Below are 17719 nucleotides of genomic sequence, written 5' to 3'. Positions count from 1 at the left end.
TTCGGAACTAAAACGGTACGCTGCCCTTGAGGCTGACGCTGTTCTGGCTCGATGTGCTGCCGAAGCTCCCGTCGTATTGCGCGCGAAGCACCGCACCGTCGGCCCCGATCACGTCGACGCCCGCGCTAATGTCGAACAGCACGTCATCCACCTCCGTCACGATCTGGAAGCCCGGCACGCCGGGTGCGGCCGCGAAAGCCGCATGCGTAACCAAATTGTCTTGGTCACGCCACGTCACGCCCGCGCGCACGAACGGCCGCCAGACGGCGAGCGCATCGAAACGAAACTCCGTCCCGACTTCCAGCGCAGGCGACACGCTGAACATCGTATCGCGTGCTCCCGCAATCACGAGCCCGAGCCCGCCACCGCCGGTTTCCCGCGCGCCCGAAAAATCGAGTTCGGTCATCCGCGCTTCGACGAGCGGCTTCAAATACCAACGTCCCAGATCGGCGAGATACGCGGCGTGAAGCCAGCCGGTGACGTAATCCGTATCGCTTTTCGATGTCGCGGTTGCGGCAAAACCTCCAAAGGCCATTCGCCGATCCGTTTCGAACGTTCCCCAACCTACAGCCGCACCCGCAGCCAAGAGGTACGGGCCAGGGTTATACTTCACCACCGCGCCGATGTTCGTGCGATCGCCGTCTGTGGACGCGCCGCTCTGCGTCGAACGCGACACGAGATCGTAACCCAGCGCAACGCCGATCCGCCAATCGGCCGCCATCGCGACCTGAAGACCGGCTGCGAACGACCCCACCCGACTGTTCGAGCCGACATTCGTCGCCGAGCCGTCAACATTGATATCGGTCGCGCGCGCCCGTGCCCAGAGGCACTCGCCCTCGCGGATCGCCGCATTCGGTCCGCCCGCCTCACGGCAACTCATGAGCGTGTTCGAGAAGTCCGCCGAAGCGCTTTGTCCCTCAGCCTGCTGCTGCCCCGCCGCACCCGGCAAAGCCTGATTGTACGCGCGCGCAAGATCCGCGGTCGTCGGCAGGTTCATCAAGGCCGCAAAAGCAGGCGCCATGGCCGCAGGCGCTCCGTACGAGTGGATGCTGTTCAGCATACGGCCGACCCCGGTCTGATTCGCGTTGAGGCCGCCACGACCGCTGAAATCGATGGCAGCGCCAAGGTAGACGTCTTGCCCGTTTGGATCGAAAAGCACGGTGTAATCGACGACCGCAGTATCTTGCGCAGTCAGCCCGTCCGGAACTACACCACCGGCAGCATGCAGGATATGAAACTGATGGTTGAAAACGGCGGCTGGAAGCCCCTCGATCGCATGCGCCACCACCGTTCCGGCAAGCGTCGCCGTGCCTGAAATTCCAAGTCGGTCCGAACCCAGCGTCGCGTAGTCGAGATCGACCGCAAAGCGCCCGCTCTCCGTCTGCACGACATCCCCGTCCACCGCCGTGGTCTGCAAAAGCCCGGCACCACCGGGCGTGAGCAGGCCCGCATTCGTCAGCGTGCCGGACCCGAGAAGAACGATATCGCCTGATACGAACACGCCCGGCGTGTAGTTATGGAATTCGTTGTCGCCGAAGCCGACATCGATACTGCCGATGATCGTGCCCCAGTTCTCGATCACCTCGTCGCCGCCGCCGCCAACCACCGCGAACAGGCCGGAAATCGTGCCGAAGTTCGCAAGCCCATTGTCGCCTTCGCTTGCAAAGAAAATCGCAGCGACGTCGGCCGTGACCGATCCGGACGCCACATGAATGGAAACGTCACCCTGCTCCGCGGTATCGGCGTTCGCCATACCGCCTGCCATAATGCCGAATGAGTTGGCCCCAGCGACGGAAACCGTGCCCGTCGTTTTCACGAGGATATCGCCACCATACGCCGCACTTGAACCGTCGAGGCTTGATGATGACACCATGTTGACGGCCATAATACCCACGCTGTCATCCCCGTTCACAAAGACGTCGTGGGCATTGATTGTGACGTTGGGACCGTGAGCTTGCGCACCGCTGGCGCTGTCGGCCTGTACCGTCTTGTAGACCGAGATACCCGAAACGCCATATCCGGAGGCCCGCACCTCGTGACTGTTCACAGTAACGCCATCCGCGATGGCGACAGCTGCAGCGGTCGCACCCAATGTGTCTGCCGTGATGTACCCTGTGACGAGAATGCCGGAAGACGTATCGCCGCGAACGTCGATCAGGCCCTCGTTGTTGATTTCGACAGCGCCCGCTCTCGCATACGCGGCGGCGTTATCGCTCACCGCGACAAAGTCCGACGACACGACAATGCCATCTGCCGCCTCGCCCCATGTTGTCACGCGTCCCAAGTTGGTCACGGATATTTCACGGCCAAGGATCGTCGCAACGTCTACGGCATCCGCATACCCGAACACCACTGCCAAGAGGCCGTTGGCAAAGTCGCCGAAAGTCTCGACAGTCTCGCTTTCGATCGTGATCGCAGCCGCGCTCCCCGAGGCATTGCCCCCCTGCAACCACGCCGTCGAGGAAACGCCCACACCTGTCGCATACACACCGCGCGTGGTCACGATGCCCGAGCTGACGGCCAAATGCCCTCCCGTAGACGTCGCCAACACGTCACCGATCGCCGAAAGGTTCTGACGGAGAAACACGCCTTTAGCTTCGTCGCCGAATGTCTGCACGCGATTGGCTCGAACCGTCACGTCGCCGCCCACCACGGCGGCCTGGCTCCCGGGCATGGTGGCTGAGGCGGACACCGCGGTAAACGCGTCGATCCCGTGAGCGAACTCGCCGTATGTCGAGATACGGCCCGTACTCGTCGCGTTGATGCTGGCCCCGGTCGCGGAGACATCCGCGGTCGCAGTCGCTTCGACAATGGCGGTCACGACATCGAACCCGATGCCGTAACTCTCCTCGCCCGTTGTCACGATCGTATCGTCGCTGAAAACGACCACATCGGCCGACGTGAAACTGTGCGCTCCGTTGATGATGGTCACGCGGGAAGCGACCTCGATTCCCGGCGCGTCGTCGCCGGTCGTAGAAACGCCGAACGGCCCCGTACTGCTGCGCAGCGTCATGGGCTGGCCGTTGGTCACGAAATAGATGCCCGACAGACTGGACGTCTCAATCGCCCCGCTGAGAGAATTTACGAGCAGCGTCTCGAACGCGCCGCTCCACTCCGCCACACCGTCCGACTGATCGCCGCTGCAGGTGAGCGTCGTGCCGTTCGCAACGCACGGGTCGTTGGCGCGGACGCCCGCAGCACCGGCCGAAAGCATCACGCTTCCAGCAAAGAAGAACAGAACCGCTTGCCGCGTCGGACGCCCCATAACCCCGCCTGATAAATTGCGCGCCTAAATCGCGAGCGGCGCACCGAGCCTGCAAACGCGAAATCTCGCGGCCAATGGACCGCACAGCGCAAACCTAAGGAAAAACCCCGAGGACAAGCGGCACGCCTATCTTCAGCCTTCGTCTCAAAGAGAGGGAAACGCGATTCGCGTTGGGGGGTAAACCTTTGAAGGGACGAATGAGAAAGCCGCAGCAGAGCTTATCAACGGCCAAAACGCTGCCGTATCGCGTTCCGGCGCGCGGGCACCCGGGATCTCCGCGCACCCGTTGCGTCGAGCGCTGCGTGGCGGAGAACCGCGCGCGCTTTCCGCCGCGCGCTTCGCCCAAGCGAGCGCACGCGGCGCACGTTGTAGAAGCGAGAGACGCGCTGCCGGTACGCATCGAACGATGCCCCGTACGTCTCTTTCAGCCATCGGTCTTCCAGCATCGCCATCTGGAAGAAGACGAGCGACACGACAGCCGCCAGAACCAATGCTTCCACCGTTCCGGCCGCCACAGAACCCGCGAGATAGCCGGGGATCGCCGTCGCATATTGCGGATTGCGGCTCCAGCGGTAGATGCCGCGCACCTTGAGGCCCGCCGAGCCGCAGTAGAGATTTTCGCGCCCGAGTTCCAGACACGCAAAGAGATAAAAGCCGGAGCATACGATGCCGAAGGCCGCCGCCGCGATCCGCACCGGGACCTCGAACAGCCCCGGCGTAATCCCGAAGAGAATGATCGCAAGCGCGGCAACGTTGGTCACGCGAAAGAGCGTCCAAAAACTCACCTGCTCCGCGCTCCACGTTTCGGGGCACGGCCAGATTTGAAGCCGGCTGAAGCGCGTAACCACGAGCAGCGCGTTCAAAACAACGCCTGCCACCAGACCGATCGAGAAAATGACGTCCATGGGCTCCTCCCTTGCCGGAGCGAGCGCACGCCCGAGGGCTTGCCGGACGCGCGTATCCGGCAGAATTTTCACTGTTCCGTAACAGCCGTATGAAATTCGCGAGGCCAAAATGACCGGACCGGCCGCCTGCGTCAGCAAGAGGGCTCCACGCCCCCCGCTCCTGTGCTAGAAGGCCGTTTTTCGGCAACCAAGGCCCCAGATGACCGCCCGATCCCAATCTCCCGGCGATCCGACCGCCACAGCCCCGCGCTCCGTCAAGCCCGCCCCCAAGGTCGGCTTCGTCTCGCTCGGCTGCCCAAAAGCGCTGGTCGACAGCGAGCGCATCATCACCAAGCTTCGCTCCGAGGGCTATCAGGTCGCCCCCGACTACGCGAACGCCGACGTGGTCGTCGTCAACACCTGCGGCTTCCTCGACAGCGCCAAGCAGGAAAGCCTGGATGCCATCGGCGAAGCGATGGCCGAGAACGGCCGCGTGATCGTCACGGGCTGCATGGGCGTCGAGGAAGGCCGCATCCGCGAGGTGCACCCCGGTGTTCTCGCCGTCACCGGCCCGCACCAGTACGAGCAGGTCGTCACCGCCGTGCACGACGCGGCGCCCCCGCTCCACGATCCCTACATCGACCTCGTACCCCCCGAGGGCCTGCGCCTCACGCCGCGCCACTACGCCTATTTGAAGATCTCGGAAGGCTGCAACCATCGTTGCAGCTTCTGCATCATTCCAAGCCTGCGCGGCGATCTCGCGAGCCGCCCCGTGAACCACGTCATGACGGAAGCCGAGCGCCTCGTGAAAGCGGGCGTGAAAGAACTCCTCGTCATCAGCCAGGACACGAGCGCCTACGGCCTCGACATCAAATACGCCGAAGCCCCGTGGAAGGGCGCGCCGCTCAAGGCCCGCTTCCTCGATCTCACGCGCGCGCTCGGAGACCTCGGCGCCTGGGTGCGGCTCCACTACGTCTATCCCTATCCGCACGTGGACGACGTCATTCCGCTGATGGCGGAGGGGCGCATCCTCCCCTACCTCGACATCCCCTTCCAACACGCTTCGCCCGCCGTGTTGAAAGCCATGCGCCGCCCGGCTCACCAGGAGAAGACAGCCGAGCGCATCGCCCGCTGGCGCGAGATCTGCCCCGACCTCGCCATCCGCTCCACCTTCATCGTCGGCTTCCCCGGCGAGACCGAGGAAGATTTCTCGATGCTGCTCGACTGGCTGCGCGAGACCCGCCTCAACCGCATCGGCTGCTTCAAGTACGAAGCCGTCGAAGGCGCCCCCGCGAACGCACTGCCGGGCGCCGTGCCCGAGGAAGTCAAGGAGGAGCGCTGGCACCGCTTCATGGAAGCCCAACAGGAAATTTCGGCGGAGATCCAGGTCGCCCGCGTCGGCAGCGAGATCGACGTCATCGTCGACGAAGTCGGCCCTGATGGCGCCATCGGCCGCTCCAAGTGGGACGCGCCCGAGATCGACGGCACCGTGTTCCTGGAAAGCGCACGCACGCTGAAGCCCGGCGACATCGTAAAGGCCCGCGTCACCGGCGCCGACGACTACGACCTCTTCGCAACGGTGGACTGACCGTTAACCGTCGCCCATTCGGCCCGCGTTGACAGTTGTCATACGGCGGTGCGACAGTCCGGCCGCAGACCATGATCGCTTCAGGCCCTACCAGCCTGAAACGTGAATCATTGGTCTCACCTAAGAGACAGAGCGTGATCCCGATTCAATCGAAACTGATCACGCTCTGGGGATAAGGGGGGAAGGCCCGCATGGTCACACCGTCCGATCAGTCCGCCGCGCCCGCACCACAGGGCAGCCCGGAAATTCGCATCTATTCGCACTCCCCCATCGTCTATTGGTGGGTCGTCTGGGCCTACGGATATTTCTGCGCGGCCTTCACCTACTTCCAGGGCGAACGGGTGAACTTCAGCGCCGGCATCAAACCGCTCTTCATCCATCCAAGCGCATGGGTCGGCCTCTCGTTCACGCTGGTGCTTCTCGTCGTCATCGTCGCCACGACCGTCCGCGCGCGCGGCGTCAACGCGATCCTGCTGCTGCTCCTCATGGGCGCTGCTGCGGCGGGCACATATTTCGTCATGGACACGCGGGAATTCTGGGCCGAACCGCCAGCCCTCCTCGTGCACATGAACCTCGCGTTCTACATGCTCGTGTCGTCGGTCCTGTTCGCCGTCTGGTTCGTGATCGTCTTCATCGTGGACCGCCTCTCTTACTGGCGCTTCCGCGGCACGCAGGTGGAGCGCGTGCAACGCTTTTCGAGCATCCTCGGCCGCGCGCCCGAGAGCTGGTCGGTCATGCACATCCGTCTCACCCGCAACAGCGACGACCTGATCGCGCATAAAATCCTCGGCCTCGGCTTTCTCGGTCTCGGCACCAGCGACATCGACGCCAAGCTGACGATCTTCGGCGGCGGCCACGAGCAGTTCCGCATCGAGAACGTGTGGCGCGCATCCGCGCCGCTGCGCGCGATCCAGCAGGCGATGGGCCAGAAGGCCACCGTCGTCGTCTGACGACGCGGGCAGGAGACATCGGCGCGCGGGAGGGGGAGCACCATGAAACGTCGGCTCCCCTGCCTCTCGCTCCATTTCATCCTCACCGCAACCGTGCTCGCGCTTGCCGTTGCGCTACGCATTCTCGATCCCGACCCCGTCGCACGCCTCCGGCTCTCCGTCTTCGACACCTACCTCAACCTCAAGCCGCGCGAAGCCGACCCCACATTTCCCGTCCGCATCGTCGACATCGACGAAGCCTCCCTCGCAAAAATCGGCCAATGGCCCTGGCCACGTTCCGAACTCGCCCGCATCGTCGAACGCCTGGCCAACTCCGGCGCGAAAACCGTCGCCATCGACCTCATCCTTGCGGAGCCCGACCGCCTCTCGCCGGCTGCCCTCGCCCGACAGGCAGAGACCCGCCGCGAACTCGCACCCATCGTCGCGGAACTCGCAGCGCTTCCGTCCAACGACACCCTCCTCGCCAGCGCGATGACGAAACTGCCGGTCGTACTGGGCTTCGCAGGCGACATCGCGCGCGCGAACGCACTTCGCACACCCAAAGTGGCCTTGGTCACCGCGGGAGACGATCCGCGTACCTTCGTCCCGCGCTTTCCCGGCGCCATTGAGCCGCTGCCCGAGCTTGCCGCAGCAGCAGCCGGCGAAGGCGCCGTCAACTGGCTTCCCGCCCGCGACCAGATCGTCCGCTCCGTCCCGCTCCTCGTCTCCGCAGGCGACACGCTCGCGCCCACCCTCGTGCTCGAAGCGCTCCGCACCGGCATGGGCGAAACGACGGCATTCGTGCGCGCCTCGGGCGGAAGCGGCGTGCTGGCATTCGGACAGGAGACAGGCGTCGAAACGGTCCGCATCGGCGCGACCGTGCTCCCCACCACGAGCGACGGCCAGCTCTGGCTCAACTTCGCCCGCGCCGATCCCCGACGCTATCTCTCCGCGCATACGATCCTGGACGGAACCTTCACACCCGAAGAGGTCCGCAGCCGCCACATCCTCATCGGCGCGAGCGCAACGGGCCTGCTCGATCTGCGCGCAACACCGCTCGCCGCCTCCGTACCGGGCGTCGAGATCCACGCCCAAGCCATCGAACAGATGCTGGCGGGGACGCATCTCACGCGCGCCCCATTCGCCACCGGCGCCGAGATCGTCTTTCTCCTTCTGGCAGGCGTGCTCGTCTCGGTCGCCATCCATCGATCGGGCGCGCTCGCAGCAGCCGTCATCGGCGCAAGCGCCGTCGCAGCCGTCGCGACGGGCTCGTGGCTCGCATTCTCGGAAGGCGGCTATCTGCTCGACCCGGTTTATCCCGCGCTCGCCCTCGTCGGAGTCTATCTCACCGGCTCGCTTCTCTCCTACATCCGCACGGAAACCGACCGCGCCCGCGTCAAACGCGCGTTCGGCCACTACGTCGCCGCCCCACTTTTGGAACAGCTCGCGCAAGACCCGTCGCGCCTCAAGCTCGGCGGCGAAATGCGCGACGTCACCCTCCTCTTCGCGGACGTCCGCGGCTTCTCGCGGCTTTCGGAAGGCATGGACGCAGAAACGCTGATCCGCTTCGTCAACCGGCTCTTCACGCCGCTCTCCGAGATCATCCTCGCCGGGCGCGGCACCATCGATAAATTCATGGGCGACGCGGTGATGGCCTTCTGGAACGCACCCGTTCCCGATCCCGGCCACGCCGCCGCGGCCTGCCGAGCCGCCCTCGCCATGCAGCACGAGATGCGCCGCCTCAACCGCGAGGACGCCGCCCGAAACGCCGCCGAGGGCTTGCCCCACACGCCCATCCGCATCGGCATCGGCCTGAACACGGGGGCCTGCTGCGTCGGCAACGTCGGCTCGCCCGAACGGTTCGATTATTCGGTGCTAGGTGACGCGGTGAACGTCGCGTCCCGCATCGAGAGTGCGACGAAGCTCTACGGCGTCCCGATCCTCGCAGGCGAGAGAACGGTTCAAGAAGCGCCCGGCTTCGCATTCCTCGAAATCGACGCTACGGCGCAACTCTCCGGCAAGGATCGCCCCGAACGCCTCTTCGCGCTCGCAGGCGACGAACGGATCGCGCAATCGGCCGAGTTCCGCAAATTCGCGGCCTGTTATGCAGCCCTCAAATCGGCCGCCGCCGCCGATGGCGAAACGATGCAAGACAAGCGCACCGCCTGCCGCGCGGCTTTGGCCGCCCTCGCATCCGCTCATCCCGCCGCCATGTCGCTCGACGGCATGCTCGAAGCGCTTGCGACCGGCCCAAACACGTAAAGCGGCCTCCCCGGGTGGGTCCCGTCAATGGGGCGCACGGCCGCCACGTCCATACGAACCGCCTCCGGGACGGCCGCCGCTGTAGCCTCCGCCACCCTTACGGCCACCGCCGCCGATCCGGCCAATCCCAATCCCGACGCCGATCCCGATGGCCGTGCCGAGAAATTCGGACCCATCCGATCCGCTCCGCTTCGCCTGGCGCCGCGGCTTCTTCTTCGTCTTCGACGGCACGGCCGCCCGCTTGCGCGATGTCTTCGACGGCGATTTCGTCTCCGCCTTCTTCCGTGTTTCGGGTCTGGTCTTCGGCTTATCGGGCTTGGGCAACGCGGCCAGCATGATGGCTTCGCGCGTCAGTACGGGCTTGGCGTCGAAAGCGGGCCCGCTCGTGACGAACGGAAACGCATCGTCGAACGGAACGCGATCGTTGCCTTCGAGAGACGCCCATCTGACGGGCGGGCCGACGTCTCCGTCGTCGTCGATCCGGATCAGCTTCCCGGGCTCGTCGAGGTCGCGGCACTGGCCGCGCATATTGCAAACCTGCACCGCGCCTTCGTGCAGCAACAGCCACGCGAGGCCAGCCTCCTCGACATACACATCGAAGATCGTGCCCCGCACGGTAATCGCGGCCGCGGGCGTCTTGATGACATACGTCGGCTTCTCGGCCACGCCCGTCACGAACCGAAACGCGCCCTTGACGAGATCGAGCACGATCGAACCCTTGGACTTCTCGGGATCGTAGACGAACTTGTCGAGCGTCAGCCGCGAACCCGGCCCCAGCGCGAGTTTCGTATTGTCCTCAAGCTCGATTTCGCTGAGCGCATCGAGGCCGACCTCGATGATCTCGTTCTGGCGCACCTCGTCTCCCGCCGAGAGACTGCGCGTATCGCGGTTGAAGGCTGCCGTCACGAGATTGACGACAACGAGCGTTTCGCCGACCGCCTGCTGGGCCGAAGCCGCAGAGACCGACATCGCGAGAAGCGCGAAAGAAAAGGTAAGGCTCGAAAGAAACGAAGGACTTTTCATCGTGGCCATCCTTCCGTGAAGGCGCACGGATGCGAACGCGCTCCGCGCATGACCTCAGACCATGATCATTTCAGGCCCTATCAGCCTGAAATGTGAATCATAGGTCTCATCAAAGATGATAGAGCGTGATCTCGATTCAATCGAAACTGATCACGCTCTAGACGCAGCACACTATCAGATACCAAGCCCTTCCCGAAAGCTGTCCCGCAGGGAACAGCCTGGCCGCGCCAAGCCCCGTCAGAGCTGGATAGCGCCCGTCGTCCGCGCCTCGGCCTTATGCTCAGGCTCGACATGGATCACGACGTCCGACCCCTCGATCTCGGCCTCCAGCGCTGCCTCCAGCCGGTCGCAGATCTCGTGCGCCTCGTGCACGCTCATGGCGCCGGGAACGACGAGATGAAACTCGATGAACACCACCGGCCCCGCGATGCGCGTGCGCACACCGTGCGCTTCGAGCGCACCGCCCCCGCCTTCCTTGATCGCGGCACGAATGCGGGCCTGGATATCGGCATCTGCCGCCTCGTCGAGTAGCCCGCTCAGAGACGCCATGGCGATCTTGGACCCGCTCCAGAGAATATAGGCGGCCACCGCAACGGCGAGCAGCGGATCGAGCAGCGCGATCCCCGTTGCTTTCGCGAGAAGAAGCCCCGCGATCACGCCGACGGAGGTCAGCACGTCGGTGAGAAGGTGCCAGCCGTCGGCCACTAGCGCAGGCGAACGATACCGACGGCCGCGCCGGATAAGAAACGCGGCCCACACCCCGTTGAGGGCCGTCGCCACGGCGCTGAGCCCCATGCCGAGACCGAAGGCCTCGATATCTCGCGGGGAGAGCAGCGCGTCGTACGCCTCCCGGAAGATCAGAAGCGCCGCCACGATGATCAACGCGCCTTCGAGCACCGCCGAGAAATATTCCGCCTTGTGATGCCCGAACGGGTGCTCCTTGTCGGCCGGGCGCGCACCGAAGGTGATCGCGAGGAGTGCCGCAACCGCCGCCACGAGATTGACGATGCTCTCAAGCGCGTCCGAATAGAGCGCGACCGACCCCGTCACGAGATAAGCGGCGTACTTGAGCGCCATAACGGCAAGCGCCACGACGATGCTCGCCGCGCCGATGAACTGGACGGTTGAAAATTTGCGCGGTTTGCTCGGCCGAGGATCCATGCCTGCTCCTTCATCGGTCATCTGCGACCGGCGAGCCCCCTCCTGCCAGAGAAGGCTGCGAGGCGCCAGCCTTCCGCGACCATTCCCCACGCGGGCGAAGCCGCCCGTTATCCACAGCCGGACGAGCCGCAGCGCTCCCCGCGCGCGCACGAATCTGGTCCCAAGGACAACACGGGCGCCGCAGGGCGGGAAACGGCGCGAGCATCCGGCTCGGGGAGCGCATCGTCATGGCCAACTTCACCACCCACATCGCCACCGGAACGGTGGTTGCCGGCGCGCTGGCGACGCTGACGCTCGCCGCCGACGTCATCGCACCGGAAAACCTGATCCCGGTCACGCTGGCGGGCGTCGTAGGCTCCATCCTGCCGGACATCGATCTCCGCGTCAGCCGCCCCAGCCGCGCCCTTTTCTCGGGCTTCGCGATCTTCTTCTCGTTCGCGGTCCTGTTCGCCGCCGCCGACCACTTCTCGATCGCGGAACTGTGGCTGCTCTGGCTCGGCACGCTCCTCTTCGTCCGCTACGGGCTCCACACGATCTTCCACAACTCCACCATTCACCGCGGCACATGGCACTCGCTTCTCGCGGCCCTGTTCGCCGCGGCGGCAACGGCGGTGATTTTCGGCAACCTGTTGGACCGGCACGCGGGCGTCGCGTGGCTCGCGGGCGGCTTCATGCTGGTCGGCTATCTCGTCCACCTCACGCTCGACGAAATCTCGTCCGTAGACATGATCGACAGAAGGGTGAAGGCATCCTTCGGCACGGCCCTCAAGGTCTACGACCGGCGTTATCCCCTCGGCACGGCGGGCATGGCGGCCGCACTCGCGCTCGCCATCTGGCTTGCGCCCTCGCCCCACACGTTCTGGAGCGGCATCTCCTCACGCGACATGTGGGCCGGGCTCAACGAACGCCTTTTGCCCAAGGAGAGCTGGTTCGGCATCATGGATGTACCGAGCCGCTTCGCAGACACGCCCCCGGCACCTAACGGCATCACGACCGGCACACTGCCCGAGACGAAGTCGGCCGCCCCCGAACCGTCATCGGCTCCCTAGAGTCGTTCTGACTTAGGACCTCGGGGTGACGTTACGGATATAGCTGCCGATTTTTGCCTTTCATTCCGTCATCCCGGCGAAGGCCGGGATCCAGATACGCACGTTGAACGAGGCGCCCAATAGGTCTCGCAACAGCTCCCGGCGGGGAGAGGTCGGATACCGAGCAGTGCGAGGAATCCGGATGAGGGACAGCGCCGTTCCATCTTAATCGGAACGGCGTTAGCGCATTTTTCGACGAAATCGATACCCGGCTCGCCGCAAGAAAATGCGGCCGATCCCAAAAACCTGGAGCGTCCGAGGCCGCACGTCATGACGCGGCGATAGGCGGCCGGTTAGCCCGCCGTAGAACACCGTGCTTCGAGGCCGGCGAGATAGGTTCCAACGAGGTTTCGCATCAAAACCGGGGCCTCCTCGGCCGAGACGATCGAAAGCTTATCCGCCACCGCAAGCGACGAGATCCCGTGCACACTGGACCACAAAACGCGTGCCGAACGCCGCGCCTCGTCGTCCCCGAGCCCCTTCGATAACGGCCGAAGCACCTGCTCGAACCTGCTCGCGAGCGCATCGAGCTTTTGACGATACCAGTCGGGAAGGGTCTGCGAGACGGGGATGTGATGCTCGAACAGAAGGTTCCACAACCGAGGATTGCCGCCGGCAAAATTCAGATAGCAATCCGCCATACGATAGACGCGCTCATGCGCCTCGCTGTCCCCCGGCACGGTATCCAACTCGTCGAGAAGCCGATCGAGGAGGCGGCCTTCGATCGTGAGAATGAGATCGTCGAGGTTGTCGAACGAATTGTAGAGCGTGCCCGGCGAATAATCGATGCGCCGCGCAATCTCCCGCGCCGACAAGCCGACCAGGCCGCTCTCATGGATCAAGTCCGTCGAGGCCTGAACGATCAGCTCACGCAGCTCATCTGCCGTATGAAGGGACCGGCGGCCCATGAAGCTCCATCCCGCAAAGTTCGAACGAATCCGAAAAGGCAATCGATACGAAAGTAGGATGCGGGAGAGGTTGCACCTCTGTCAAATCGATGTACCGCTCGAAACGCTGCAGCTTCGCATCCCGCGCGGCAGTGTACTGAAGATTATCGCACACCGCAATCTTCATTGCCGCATCCCGATCACGGAAAAATACCGGCAGAACGGCGTATTAAGTGCAGGCGCTACGACACGAATCGGGGCCTTCGAAATCCACGCAGCTCTGCTTGCGGGGCTTGGCGAAAGATTGCTCCTCCCACTGAGCACTATTCATGATCATTCCTACGAACATCGGCTTGTAGGCATAGGAGGCCTTGACGACGATCACGCTGTCGGCCGCATCCGCCACCGGATCGATCAGTCCGGCTGCGATCGGTACCGCCTGACACTTCCCGGGTTGCGCACCGCCATTGAACGACGGCACGTTTTTCGGCGCGACGTAGGCAACCGTATCGCCCTTTCGCCCTTTCACCGGGACGATCGAAATGCTGAGCGGCCCGGCATCGAATGGGCTCATGATCTGCGCGACGATGTCGTAGATCGCATTAACGTCCTGCGCGGTGAGCTGTTCCTCGCGGCTGACGAGATCCGCGACCGTCGCCGTAACCACGCTGAGCCGTCGATCGATGGAAATCGCGCGTGTGGCCTCCACCGCGCCAAGCAGCATGACGAGCATGACCGGCGCGATGAACGCGAACTCCACGGCCGCAACCCCGCGTGCGCACCGCCCGAACCGATAGGCCGTGAGCGCGGCCCTGCGCTTCAACCAGCGCCGAAGACGCGGACGGCCGGCGCGATGCTTCCTCTCGCCCGGCCCGATGCCGGCAAACGGCTCCCGCATCACTTGTAGGGCTCCGTTTGAAAGACAGTCGCCGCCGAGAGGATGATCTTGCCGCTTCCCGTCGTTGGCGTTGGCGAAATCAAGCCCCAGATCGACTGCCAGAGCTGCATGCCCATGACCCAATCGTAGCAAATGTTGACAACGACCTTTCGGTCTTCCTCGCCGACGGCCGTCACGAGACTGTCGTCGCCGGCTCCCGAAGGCGGCGCGAGACCGTCATCCACAATACAGCTCGGCATCGGCACCAGATCCCGGAAGCGCTCCGCGCTCCTGAAATGAACCACGAGCCTGCTGTCGCAAGCGATGGTGGAGCCAGCCTCGTCACAAACCATTTTCCGGAAATCGTCGACGGTCATCCCGGCCTTCTGCGCCTGCCCGGTCCGGATCTGGCGGGATGCCTCGCCCACGGCGTGCTCCAGAGAATGCAACGCCAGATATTGCATCCCGACCGTCATGATCCCCATCATCAGGAGAAAGAACGGGGTCGCGACGAGTGCAAACTCGACAGCCGTCGTCCCGCGCGTATCGCCACGGAATCTCCGCACGACGCACGCAGCCCGGATCAGAGTGTTGAGAGGATGCAATTCACCTGGACGCATTTGATTCGCACGCGCGAGACCCCGAGATAAGGCTCCACGTTAAGGATCACTGCTCTACGAATGGTTGATGGACTGAAGGACCCGGCGGGAGGGTAAAGACATCCTTACGGCTCCCCGTCTCCGAGAGGGGTGAACCAAGGGGCCAGCGCCCAATGCGGCCGCCACCCGGCGCGCCGCGTCCGAGCGCCGCCAAACGCTGCGCCGGACAATGTCTTCGATTGGGAAAATCGAACAAAGGCAAATGGTGCGGTCGAGAAGACTCGAACTTCCACGGGTCGCCCCGCTACCACCTCAAGGTAGTGCGTCTACCAATTCCGCCACGACCGCATCATGACCAGAAGCGCCCCCATATAGCCAACTCACGCGGCCGGAACAAGGGGGACACCGAGCGTCCGCGGAACTAACAGAGCCTACCCCTGAAGGCAAGGGCTCAAAAAGCGCAGGAGGCGCTTTTGCCAGCCTCGATGCTGCCGAAGCACCGGAAAAATGATAGAGATCCGCGCATGAACGATTTCGACGGTTGCTCCATGAATGCCCGCCTCCCGCAGACCTCCAACGTGTCCTGGCGCACGAGCCCGGGCCTCACGCCCTATCCTCTTGCCGTCGAAACGATGGAACGGCGGGCCGCCGACATCCGCGATGGCAAGCAGCCCGAGTTGGTCTGGCTCCTGGAGCATCCGCCTCTCTACACGGCCGGCACCAGCGCTCGTCCCGCCGACCTCAGAGATCCCGATAGTCTGCCGGTCTTCTCCACGGGCCGCGGCGGGCAATTCACCTATCATGGGCCCGGCCAGCGCATCGCGTACGTCATGCTCGACGTTCAGCGCCGCTTCGGCGCCGATGTGAGGGCCTTCGTAGGCGCGCTTGAGCGCTGGCTCATCGCCGCGCTATCCGACGTAGGCGTACGGGGGGAGACGCGCGAAGGCCGTGTCGGCATCTGGATCGCCGACCCAGGTCCTCCGCCCTCTGAGAACAAGATTGCCGCTCTCGGCATTCGCATCCGCCGCGGCGTGAGCTTCCATGGCATCAGCCTCAACGTCGCGCCCGATCTCTCCCACTATGCGGGCATCGTCCCGTGCGGCATTGCCGAGCACGGCGTGACGAGCCTGGGCGACCTTGGATGCCAGGCATCGACGAAAGATGTGGACATCGCTCTGCGGCAGCAGTTCGAAGCCCTGTTCGGCCCTACGGCGGACGACGTGCCGCTGGCCGAAACCGGCGCTCTCTCCGCGGCCGCCAAATGAAAACCCGGCCCCGCGACAGGCGGAGCCGGGTACAAATTCGCACACCGAAGCCTTTCGTTGCTACGGACGTGGCGCGGGCTGAGAAGGCTGGGCGTCAGGTCCTGAACCGGACACTCCGGAACCGGAGACTGTCGGCGCCACCGCACCGTCGTCGTAGAGCTGGCCATCCTCGATCGACGTGACATCCGAGCTTTCGAGCTCGAACGGGTCTTCTCGACTGTCGTCGATCCTGATCAAGCATCCCACCTTGCAAATCCCATCGATCGCCTCGTTCGGCTTGAGAACCAGGGTCTTTGGGGTGCTTCCCTCGATGATGGTGACCTTGCGGTCCCGATCGTCCCGATTTGTGATCGAAGCCGGCAGAGCGGCCGAGGGAAAAAGGAGGACTGCGATCAGAAGCCCCGATATGACGCGATCAAGAACCACAGCCGGCAACAAGCGCTCCAATTGAAACTGATTACTTCTTCTTCGCCTTCTTCGCCGCAGGCTTCTTCGCGGCGGGCTTCTTAGCGGCAGGTTTCTTAGCAGCTTTAGCCATAGTCGTTAGTCCTTCCATTGAACACCCGGCACACACCGGGCTCGATTCGACCCGACTCGTCGGCGGGTCTTTTCGCAATGTGAGGAGAATCATTTCCTCCTTCAAACGGAAATTTCCGGTGACGCCTATCGAAGTTTTCGATAGATAGTTTGGTGCTTTTTAAGTGCGCGTTATGAGCAATAAATGGACATCAATCTCGCGCGAACGTTCCTGATGGTCGCGGAGACCGGCAGCTTCATCGAAGCCGCCGTGAAGCTCAACATCACGCAGTCCACCGTCTCCGCCCGCATCAAAGGCCTTGAGGATCTCCTCGGCTGTTCGCTGTTCCATCGCTCCAAGTCCGGCGCGGACCTCACGGCCGCGGGCGAGCAGTTCCGCAAACACGCGCTCGCGCTCGTCCGCGTCTGGCAGCGCGCGCAGCTCGAAGTCAGCCTGGTGGATCAGCACAGCGACCACCTCGCGGTCGGCGCCTCTCAAGGTCTGTGGCAGGGCTTCCTGTTGAAATGGGTGGCACGCCTCCGCGCGACCAACTCCGATATCGCGGTCTCGGCCTTCTCGGCGGCATCGCCCGTGCTCACCCAGCGCCTCATCGAGGGCACGCTCGATCTCGCGGTGATGTACCGCCCCATCCAGCCTCCGGGCCACGTGGTCGAGCACCTGTTCGACGAGGAATTCGTGCTGGTGACGAGCGGGAAGGCCCCGCCCGGCAAGCGCGAGCCCGGCGAATACGTGCTGGTGGATTGGGGTCCGGACTTCCAGCAGGATCACGCCGCCGCCTACCCGGAGCTCACGAACCCTGGGCTGCGGCTCGATCTCGGCTCCGTCGGGCTCGATTACCTGCTCGCGACGGAAGCCTCGGCCTACTTCCCGGCCCGCATCGTAAAGCCCTACGTCACCCGTGGCCGCCTGCATCAGCCCAAGCGCGCGCGCCGCTTCGTCTATCCGGTCTACATGGTTTATCCGGAAGCCCGCGACGAGGAAACGTACGAGCTGATCATCCAGGGCCTGCGCCGCGCCGCCGCCCGCCTGGGCTAGCAGAGGTTCTGGTCCGAGCCGGTATCCGCCGCCGCTGTCGCCCTGACCTCGAACCCCTCGAAGGTGCCCATGACCTCCTCGCCGAGAATCTCGACCTGTTTCACGACGGCCCCTTGAGGCCCGCGCCCGCAGCGGGAGATCATCTCCGCGACGCTCTCGTTCTCACCCTGGAACACGGCCTCGCCCGCGCCATCCGCCAGATTGCGCACCCAGCCTGTGAGCTTAAGCTCGGTCGCCACCCTCTGCGTCCAGGCACGGTATCCCACCTTCTGCACGAGACCTTCAATTCTGACGTGCGCGGTGCGGGTGCCTATCATC

At 64.1% G+C, this 17719-nt stretch carries 15 protein-coding genes and 1 tRNA gene; 6 read left to right on the top strand and 10 right to left on the bottom strand.

Going from position 1 to position 17719, the window contains the following annotated elements; translation table 11 throughout:
• Positions 1-7: 7 nt before the first annotated feature.
• The gene (locus tag W911_RS08485; protein ID WP_023787132.1) at positions 8-3265 is read right to left on the bottom strand and encodes an autotransporter outer membrane beta-barrel domain-containing protein; all 3258 of its coding nucleotides are present in this window, start codon (positions 3263-3265) and stop codon (positions 8-10) included.
• A 221-nt stretch (positions 3266-3486) separates the two neighbouring features.
• Complete coding sequence (locus tag W911_RS08480; protein WP_023787131.1) at positions 3487-4170, bottom strand: methyltransferase family protein; 684 nt, start codon at positions 4168-4170, stop codon at positions 3487-3489.
• 199 nt (positions 4171-4369) lie between these two features.
• Here W911_RS08480 and rimO point away from each other — a divergent pair, with 199 nt between their 5' ends.
• From rimO to W911_RS08465, 3 genes are all read left to right on the top strand, one after another.
• Positions 4370-5737 carry a 30S ribosomal protein S12 methylthiotransferase RimO gene (rimO, locus tag W911_RS08475; RefSeq protein WP_023787130.1) on the top strand — a complete coding sequence of 456 codons (1368 nt, stop codon included), beginning with the start codon at positions 4370-4372 and terminating at the stop codon, positions 5735-5737.
• A 191-nt stretch (positions 5738-5928) separates the two neighbouring features.
• Positions 5929-6687: a hypothetical protein gene (locus W911_RS08470; protein ID WP_023787129.1), complete on the top strand. Its 759-nt coding sequence runs from the start codon at positions 5929-5931 to the stop codon at positions 6685-6687.
• Between the two features lie 42 nt (positions 6688-6729).
• The gene (locus tag W911_RS08465; RefSeq protein WP_023787128.1) at positions 6730-8928 is read left to right on the top strand and encodes a CHASE2 domain-containing protein; all 2199 of its coding nucleotides are present in this window, start codon (positions 6730-6732) and stop codon (positions 8926-8928) included.
• A 24-nt stretch (positions 8929-8952) separates the two neighbouring features.
• Here the strand turns inward: W911_RS08465 and W911_RS08460 are convergent, their stop codons facing one another.
• Entirely contained in the window at positions 8953-9951 is a 999-nt protein-coding gene (locus W911_RS08460) for a FecR family protein (protein WP_041318092.1), read from the bottom strand.
• A gap of 237 nt (positions 9952-10188) precedes the next feature.
• A complete protein-coding gene (locus W911_RS08455; protein ID WP_081717838.1) occupies positions 10189-11112 on the bottom strand; it encodes a cation diffusion facilitator family transporter in 924 nt (307 codons plus the stop codon).
• A 227-nt stretch (positions 11113-11339) separates the two neighbouring features.
• Between W911_RS08455 and W911_RS08450 the strand changes: the two genes are divergently transcribed.
• The gene (locus tag W911_RS08450; protein ID WP_023787125.1) at positions 11340-12161 is read left to right on the top strand and encodes a metal-dependent hydrolase; all 822 of its coding nucleotides are present in this window, start codon (positions 11340-11342) and stop codon (positions 12159-12161) included.
• Positions 12162-12493: 332 nt separating this feature from the next.
• Here W911_RS08450 and W911_RS08445 read toward each other — a convergent pair whose 3' ends face one another.
• The 4 genes from W911_RS08445 to W911_RS08430 form a co-directional block, all read right to left on the bottom strand.
• Positions 12494-13108 (bottom strand): TetR/AcrR family transcriptional regulator, encoded by a 615-nt coding sequence (locus W911_RS08445; RefSeq protein WP_023787124.1) that lies wholly within the window; start codon positions 13106-13108, stop codon positions 12494-12496.
• Between the two features lie 208 nt (positions 13109-13316).
• Positions 13317-13985 (bottom strand): TadE/TadG family type IV pilus assembly protein, encoded by a 669-nt coding sequence (locus tag W911_RS17330; protein WP_023787123.1) that lies wholly within the window; start codon positions 13983-13985, stop codon positions 13317-13319.
• Positions 13985-14530 (bottom strand): TadE/TadG family type IV pilus assembly protein, encoded by a 546-nt coding sequence (locus W911_RS17325; RefSeq protein WP_158412852.1) that lies wholly within the window; start codon positions 14528-14530, stop codon positions 13985-13987. The genes W911_RS17330 and W911_RS17325 overlap by 1 nt, the downstream gene beginning before the upstream one ends.
• 296 nt (positions 14531-14826) lie before the next feature.
• A tRNA-Leu gene (locus W911_RS08430) sits at positions 14827-14911 on the bottom strand.
• Between the two features lie 176 nt (positions 14912-15087).
• Here W911_RS08430 and lipB point away from each other — a divergent pair.
• Positions 15088-15828 carry a lipoyl(octanoyl) transferase LipB gene (gene lipB / locus W911_RS08425; RefSeq protein WP_023787121.1) on the top strand — a complete coding sequence of 247 codons (741 nt, stop codon included), beginning with the start codon at positions 15088-15090 and terminating at the stop codon, positions 15826-15828.
• 60 nt (positions 15829-15888) lie between these two features.
• On the opposite strand, the gene W911_RS08420 is transcribed toward lipB, so the two are convergent.
• Positions 15889-16254, bottom strand: coding sequence for a hypothetical protein (locus W911_RS08420; protein ID WP_041318074.1), 366 nt, complete (start codon positions 16252-16254; stop codon positions 15889-15891).
• Positions 16255-16549: 295 nt separating this feature from the next.
• Between W911_RS08420 and W911_RS08415 the strand changes: the two genes are divergently transcribed.
• Complete coding sequence (locus W911_RS08415; protein ID WP_023787119.1) at positions 16550-17401, top strand: LysR family transcriptional regulator; 852 nt, start codon at positions 16550-16552, stop codon at positions 17399-17401.
• Here the strand turns inward: W911_RS08415 and W911_RS08410 are convergent.
• Entirely contained in the window at positions 17398-17718 is a 321-nt protein-coding gene (locus W911_RS08410; RefSeq protein WP_023787118.1) for an acylphosphatase, read from the bottom strand. The two genes, W911_RS08415 and W911_RS08410, sit on opposite strands and share 4 nt — an antisense overlap.
• Position 17719 lies beyond the last annotated feature (1 nt).

The sequence above is a fragment of the Hyphomicrobium nitrativorans NL23 genome (genome assembly GCF_000503895.1).
Lineage (GTDB): Bacteria > Pseudomonadota > Alphaproteobacteria > Rhizobiales > Hyphomicrobiaceae > Hyphomicrobium_C > Hyphomicrobium_C nitrativorans.
This window is presented reverse-complemented; position numbering and strand designations above follow the sequence as displayed.

Coding starts and splice junctions, on each gene's coding strand:
- W911_RS08485 (WP_023787132.1), bottom strand. CDS start 3,265: ATGGGGCGTCCGACGCGGCAAGCGGTTCTGTTCTTCTTTGCTGGAAGC.
- W911_RS08480 (WP_023787131.1), bottom strand. CDS start 4,170: ATGGACGTCATTTTCTCGATCGGTCTGGTGGCAGGCGTTGTTTTGAAC.
- rimO (WP_023787130.1), top strand. CDS start 4,370: ATGACCGCCCGATCCCAATCTCCCGGCGATCCGACCGCCACAGCCCCG.
- W911_RS08470 (WP_023787129.1), top strand. CDS start 5,929: ATGGTCACACCGTCCGATCAGTCCGCCGCGCCCGCACCACAGGGCAGC.
- W911_RS08465 (WP_023787128.1), top strand. CDS start 6,730: ATGAAACGTCGGCTCCCCTGCCTCTCGCTCCATTTCATCCTCACCGCA.
- W911_RS08460 (WP_041318092.1), bottom strand. CDS start 9,951: ATGAAAAGTCCTTCGTTTCTTTCGAGCCTTACCTTTTCTTTCGCGCTT.
- W911_RS08455 (WP_081717838.1), bottom strand. CDS start 11,112: ATGGATCCTCGGCCGAGCAAACCGCGCAAATTTTCAACCGTCCAGTTC.
- W911_RS08450 (WP_023787125.1), top strand. CDS start 11,340: ATGGCCAACTTCACCACCCACATCGCCACCGGAACGGTGGTTGCCGGC.
- W911_RS08445 (WP_023787124.1), bottom strand. CDS start 13,108: ATGGGCCGCCGGTCCCTTCATACGGCAGATGAGCTGCGTGAGCTGATC.
- W911_RS17330 (WP_023787123.1), bottom strand. CDS start 13,985: ATGCGGGAGCCGTTTGCCGGCATCGGGCCGGGCGAGAGGAAGCATCGC.
- lipB (WP_023787121.1), top strand. CDS start 15,088: ATGAACGATTTCGACGGTTGCTCCATGAATGCCCGCCTCCCGCAGACC.
- W911_RS08415 (WP_023787119.1), top strand. CDS start 16,550: ATGGACATCAATCTCGCGCGAACGTTCCTGATGGTCGCGGAGACCGGC.
- W911_RS08410 (WP_023787118.1), bottom strand. CDS start 17,718: ATGATAGGCACCCGCACCGCGCACGTCAGAATTGAAGGTCTCGTGCAG.